We start from the raw sequence: 5,622 nt of genomic DNA, 5'->3' as shown, positions 1-5,622 counted from the left end.
ATCTCGACAACGTTGGTGTTAACGGTATCGTCGCCCCGGCGCGGTCCAGGCGCGGCGGGCCGGCCGAGTGCCGCGGATGCCGCACGCGAGCCGATCCAGCGGTTGCGGTACCACAGGGCCCTGCCGCCCTTGATGCAGAGACCGTGCACCATGCCGTCGCCCAGGAACCAGTCATGGCCTCGCCTCGTCCGGCTGGCCGGGTTGGCACCCATCTTGAGGTAGCGCCCGTCGAGCCCCGCCGGGATCGTTCCGGTCACGGGCAGGTCCCACAGCGTCAGTTCCTCACGCATCGGCGCATGCACGCCGACCACAAAAGGGTGCGGCGTCCGCGGCAGGCGTAGCCGGTTGCAGGCCGCCACCAGCGCGACGAGGCCCTCGGCGGCGAAACGCAGGCTGGATTCGAAAGGGTTCGGCATCGGTCGCGTTCTCGGGGCGGTGCGGCGGGCGAGGGCCGTCATGACGCGGGGCGTCCTCCGTCACCGGACGAGGACGACGGCCCTGCCGGCGTGGGACGGTTCTGCGATCTGGCCGACGATGTATGCCGCCACGTCCGCCCGGGGGATCCGGCCGTTGTGCCACGTCGACGGCTCGGTCAGCGCCTGGTAGCGGCCCGTGGCGGCGCCGCTCGTCAGGATGCCGGGGCGCACCAGCGTCCAGGCGAGGCCGCTGCGGCGGATGCGCATCTCCTGGGCATCCTTGTCGTCGTAGGCGCGCCCGAGCATCAGGCGGAACGGCAGACGCTGCAGCAGGCCGATCGCGTCACGGCTGTCCCCGGCGCCGAAGCCGGTCACCGCGATGAGGCGGGCCACCCCGGCCCGTTCCATCGCGGGCACGAGCAGGTTGGTGGCGTCCGAGAACAGGCGCACGGGCCCGAGCAGGTCCCGCACCGGCACGCCGAGCGCCTGCACCACGACGTCGACCCCGTCGAGGGCGCGGGCGACGTCGCCCGCATCCAGAGCGTCGCCCGTGAACCGCTCGAGTTCGTCACCCGAGAGGTCGATGCCGGAGGCCGAGCGCGCGAAGGCCCGAACTCGGTGTCCCGCCGCCAATGCCGCCTTGGCGGTCTCCAGGCCGACGCCCTTGCTGGCGCCCAGAATGAGGATATGGGCCATGTGCACTCCCTCACCGTCGCGGATCTACGCACAAGACCCTACCGCGGGCCCGCGCACCATGTGTCCGCTTGACCGGGGGCGAATGTCCGCTTCGCGGCTTCAGGATTGAGAGCATGAAGTGACCGAGGCAGGTCAGCACCTGCCCGTCCGCTCTACGACCAGCTTGGGTGGGAAGCGGAAGGTCAGTGTGATGGGCTGCAGGCATGTGGATCCTGCAGCCCAACGACGATGGTGCTACTGAGCGCGCACGTAGATTCCGCGCTTCCGGTAGATGGTCGCCATGATGCTCAGAACCGTGTCGGACCCACCGCGGCCATAGTACACCGACATCACTCCGACGGCGTAGGAAATGACTTCGATCAATAAGGTGTACCGGTTCCCTTTCCACTCAGCGAGCATTCGCCTTGTGTGAATGCGTGCATGCTCTCTTGCATCGCGCTTCCGAATTTCAGCCGCATCAAATGCTTCTAAACGAGTTGCCATGTCCGTATTCCTATAAGAGTGCTTATAAGAAAGCAGTTTCGCCTTCTTGGTAGCGGTTTCGCTATCCGGTGATCCTTTACGCGACGTACCTCGAAGCGGTGCCCGAGATTGACGTGGTGATTTTGGGCATAGGCGGTTCATAGGTGAAAACCACGACAACGAGATTGTTTTGTCTGTGGGAGGTCCGAATGCCCGAAGCGACGTCAGACACCCTGGTGCTGATCAAGGCGGCGCCGGTGGGCGTGCGGCGGATTTGGAAAACCGGCTACCGATACTCAAAGTCTGGCGTCATCACCGTCGATCTTGGGCCGCTGGCGACTTCATAGCGGGCACTGTTCGACGGTCTCGAACGCGAGCAGGTGGGGCGATTATGGATGCTTTCGACGTCTGCAACCGCCGCTGGGGGCGCGGGGCGGTGCTGCCAGCACAGCCGGCTTCGGGGCACAGCGAACGTGGTCCACGAGATTTGATATGAGGTCGCCGCGCTACACCACCCGGATCGACGACATCCCGGTCGTGGGTTCCGCATAGGCCAGGAAGAAAGGTCGTGGCCTCGTGTAACACTGGGGGCGACCGCCTGGAAATCCAGCTGGCTCTCGGCGTTGATGGTCAACATCGGTGCCGCAGTGAATGGTCTGCAGGACCGCTCGCCCGCGAACGCCGACGAAGGCAAGCACAGCAAGCAATCTCGCCAGTCAGGCGGCGGCCCCTCATATGAGTTGGGGGATGGCTTTTCTCAGCCGGGAATAGCCGCGGGTTGCCAGTGGCCAAGCATTCTCGTCCCCAGCCCGTCGCACACGCAGGCAACCCTCTGGCAGCGCCATCGCTGATGGCCCGACCGGGGCCCAGGCGGTCACAACCGGCAGGCCGTAGGCCCAACCGCTATGAGTGTGGCCAGCGGCGCATCCGAAATGGGCCTCGGCGCGAGCCAACCCATCGGCCATCGCGGATTGATCCGCAACCTTGACCTGGTCGGAGGCGCCGTCGGCATGAGCAACGAGCCCACCAATGCGAACGACCCGTGCGGTGCCGAGGGGGAGGCTCTCCGGGTGCAGGTCGTCAAGGTGCAGGAGCAACGCCACCTCGCCGTCGGGCAGGGCGTCGGCCGGCGGTAACGGTACCTCTCGCGGCGGCATCGGCTCGTCGAGCGCATCGGGGTACTCATCGAGGCCGACCGAATCGAAGCGCCCGTTAGTGTACCGCCGGATGTTTTCGGCGCGGGCGACATAGTGCTTGCCCCGGGTGTGCAGGCCGGCGACCCAGCGCCAGGACAATGTATTGCTGGCCGGATCGCCATCGAGGAGGTGGCGCATGAAGAACTCGGCACCGAGGGCCCAGGGCAGGCGAAGGGTGAAGATCCAAATCGAGGCGAACCACATGCGTGCGTGGTTATGGAGCCAGCCTGTCTCGATGAGTTCGCTCGCCCAGGCGTCAAAGCAATCGATGCCGCTCCGCCCCTCAATCGCAGCCTCATAGGTCCGCCGCAGGCCCGGTTCGGCAGCGATCCGCTCATGGCCCTCGGCGGCCAGTGCCAGGTAGCCTGTCCACGCGGCGGGATGGGTTTCCAAATGCCCCTTGAAGTAGGTCCGCCAGAACACCTCGCTAACGAACTTTTTGGCGCCCTCATCGCCGAAGGCAGCGACGACCGCAGCGACGACTTCGGCCTCGGTGATCAGGCGCCGGCGCAGGTAGGGGGAAAGCGCCGAGGTCGTGGACCTCCCTTCGAGCCCCAGGTCGAAGTTGCGGGACCCGGCATACTCGGCTCCTTCATCCGCAAGGAAGGCGGCGAGGCGTTCGAGCCCGGCGGCACGGGTCATAGGGAAAATGCGATCCATGACCGTGAGGTAGCGCGCGGCGAGGAAACGCCGATGCGACCGTTTTTCGAGGGTAAGGGGCACCCGTATAGGCGCCATGCCCCTGGAGGCGTCACAAGCGGCCCACGAAGGCCATCTCGGCCAAAGGCAGGTCGGACCCGTTGGGGGCACGCAACGGCTGCAACCGCATCCGGTAGCAAGGGAAAGGGGGCTCTCCCCAGCGGCCTTGGAGTTACGCGTAACTCGCCCGCTTGGTTCTATATGCGCCGACTGCCCTGAAAGACCGGGATCGGTAACATCCCGGTCTCTTATGCCGCGTAGGCCAAGGAGGGCGGTCGTGGCCTCAAAATGATGCGTCAGGACGGTTCAGGGTCAGCCATATCGAGCTTCACGCAGTAGACGCGGCCATCACCGCAAATCGCTCTGGGAGTCTTGATCGTCAGCTTGGGCTTTCGGCCACTTTCCGTTCGTGCTTGTCCATCGTCCCGTAATACTCGCATCAGCGCCTCATGCTGTGGGAACGCTTCCTGAAAACGGCGAGCGGGGATCATCAATTCGGTTGCGCCCTCAACTTGTTTTACGAAGCCGGCGGTAGCCTCGAAAGCAACCTTTGATAGGGGAGCCTGCAACGTGCTGACATCGACCACATCCGTCCGATGCTTCTCAAAATAAGTTCGGATCTGCTGGATGGGCGTAACCGATGCACTTTGGCTACGGGATTTCTGATTGCCCGCAGCCTCCCGTGCAACGGCATATACCGCTGGCGCAGAGGAGCCCCAAGCCTTTGGGATGATCCCCCAACGGCGTGCGAGCATTCCCGCAAGTGCGACAAGAGCAAAGCATTTTCGAACTCGCTCCTTCTCGATGTCCGCGCTCAATGCCTCACGATGGCGATCCAAGACGCGCTTGAGTGTCCCTCTAAAAGCTTCCTCGTCGCGGGCAATCTGACCTTGCATTCGTTCGATAAATGCCGTGCCCGCAGTACCCCAATGCTCGTTGCTGGCGGCGCGCAATGCTTCGACAGCCGCAGCCGCACCGCTGTAACCAGATGGCAGATGATCAAGCACGCCGTAGGAACGTTCGCGAGCTATCGAGATCGTCACCATGCGTTCAGTGAGGGCACCGCGTTCGGCTTCGGAGCCTTCGATGAGATCGCTTAGGCATCGGTTGCTGGTGCTGAGAACAGCCAAGTGCGCGTGGGGCTTGGTTAGCTGGTCGCCGCTGCGCTGCCTCTGCCCTGTGTTTGAGAGGCCGAACACAGCTTGGTGGATCAGTTGCTTTCGCGCTTCCTTAGACGCTCCAGCGAGATTGGCTTCGTCGAGCAGCAAAAGCATGTGTCGATGCGCCAGTTTCGTTTCGTCGAAACGGCCCGGCGTTAGATTCCAGGTTTCGCCCCCGCCGCAGTTACTGTTGCGATCACCGGCCCAAACAGACGCCGCGAGCATGCCGAGCGTCGATTTTCCGCAGCCCGGATCGCCAACGAGTTCAAATAGGGGACTGAGGTAGTCCGGTGGGACGAACGGCAAAAGAGGTCCGACGAAAGCAACAGACAGAGCGAACAGGGCCAAGGGCTGCCGGGCCACAATCGGTCCGATCCCCGCCTGCCATTCGGCTAAGCTGCCGCACGCCGCAAACTTGGAGTTTCGCGGAAAGGTGACAATGACTTCGCGGGGATCGAGCGGTGGCTGCAAAAGGCCCCCGTCACCCAACACGAAATGGCCCTCGATCCACCCCGGAGTACCTGCGACAAAGGCCGACCTGTAGGGCTCGACTTTTGCGACTTCGCTACGCAGCGCCCGCTGCGCGGCCGGCTCGATGAGACTTGGATCGATATTGGCGAGCTGTGAGAAAACGTCGGTTCGTGTGAACTCTGATACCCGGATCCAAAGCGCTCGAGTGGGTGTCCCATAACGGACCCAACGGTCTTCCTCTTGGTCAATCACCCTATCGAGGATGCGAGGCTTGGCCGGGCCAACGCTTGACTTGATTGACCCTCTTGCCGATGCGGCACCGGTCCGTTCATGCGAATGCCGCGCTAGGTCGGATCGAGCTTTCTGTTTGCCAACTGGTGCGGACATCGTGGCTGCTTTCTATAAAGTTGAGGTCGATAGTCAGACTGCGAGAGCTTCCCACCGTCCCACCCTTCCCACCCTGCTGAAGGGGCACCCCATAATTGGCCGGTGGGGTATCGCAGTGTTGTCACCCCCCACCCC

6 protein-coding genes are annotated in these 5,622 nt (G+C 63.6%); 2 read left to right on the top strand and 4 right to left on the bottom strand.

Going from position 1 to position 5,622, the window contains the following annotated elements; translation table 11 throughout:
- Both MBTS_RS22935 and MBTS_RS22930 read right to left on the bottom strand, forming a co-directional pair.
- Positions 1–416, bottom strand: a 416-nt coding sequence (locus tag MBTS_RS22935; protein ID WP_192216570.1) for a carotenoid oxygenase family protein, incomplete at its 3' end; no start/stop codon positions are given.
- A 60-nt stretch (positions 417–476) separates the two neighbouring features.
- Positions 477–1,112: an NAD(P)-dependent oxidoreductase gene (locus MBTS_RS22930; protein ID WP_192216569.1), complete on the bottom strand. Its 636-nt coding sequence runs from the start codon at positions 1,110–1,112 to the stop codon at positions 477–479.
- Between the two features lie 671 nt (positions 1,113–1,783).
- On the opposite strand from MBTS_RS22930, the gene MBTS_RS24180 reads away from it, so the two are divergent.
- Together MBTS_RS24180 and MBTS_RS24265 are read left to right on the top strand one after the other, a co-directional pair.
- A complete protein-coding gene (locus MBTS_RS24180) occupies positions 1,784–1,921 on the top strand; it encodes a hypothetical protein (RefSeq protein ID WP_308445002.1) in 138 nt (45 codons plus the stop codon).
- Positions 1,899–2,126, top strand: a complete 228-nt coding sequence (locus MBTS_RS24265; protein ID WP_373321328.1) for a DUF4113 domain-containing protein — start codon at positions 1,899–1,901, stop codon at positions 2,124–2,126. The genes MBTS_RS24180 and MBTS_RS24265 overlap by 23 nt, the downstream gene beginning before the upstream one ends.
- A 179-nt stretch (positions 2,127–2,305) precedes the next feature.
- On the opposite strand, the gene MBTS_RS22920 is transcribed toward MBTS_RS24265, so the two are convergent.
- Together MBTS_RS22920 and MBTS_RS22915 are read right to left on the bottom strand one after the other, a co-directional pair.
- Positions 2,306–3,412, bottom strand: a complete 1,107-nt coding sequence (locus MBTS_RS22920; protein WP_192216571.1) for an FAD-binding domain-containing protein — start codon at positions 3,410–3,412, stop codon at positions 2,306–2,308.
- 353 nt (positions 3,413–3,765) lie between these two features.
- The gene (locus tag MBTS_RS22915) at positions 3,766–5,352 is read right to left on the bottom strand and encodes a DUF927 domain-containing protein (RefSeq protein ID WP_192216568.1); all 1,587 of its coding nucleotides are present in this window, start codon (positions 5,350–5,352) and stop codon (positions 3,766–3,768) included.
- Positions 5,353–5,622 lie beyond the last annotated feature (270 nt).

Origin of the sequence: Methylobacterium bullatum (assembly GCF_014845095.1) — a bacterium.
In the GTDB taxonomy this organism is placed as follows: Bacteria; Pseudomonadota; Alphaproteobacteria; order Rhizobiales; family Beijerinckiaceae; genus Methylobacterium; species Methylobacterium bullatum.
This window is presented reverse-complemented; position numbering and strand designations above follow the sequence as displayed.

What these genes read in the sequence shown, in the direction of transcription:
- MBTS_RS22920 (WP_192216571.1), bottom strand. Translation starts at nt 3,412, where the DNA reads ATGACCCGTGCCGCCGGGCTCGAACGCCTCGCCGCCTTCCTTGCGGAT.
- MBTS_RS24180 (WP_308445002.1), top strand. Translation starts at nt 1,784, where the DNA reads ATGCCCGAAGCGACGTCAGACACCCTGGTGCTGATCAAGGCGGCGCCG.
- MBTS_RS22930 (WP_192216569.1), bottom strand. Translation starts at nt 1,112, where the DNA reads ATGGCCCATATCCTCATTCTGGGCGCCAGCAAGGGCGTCGGCCTGGAG.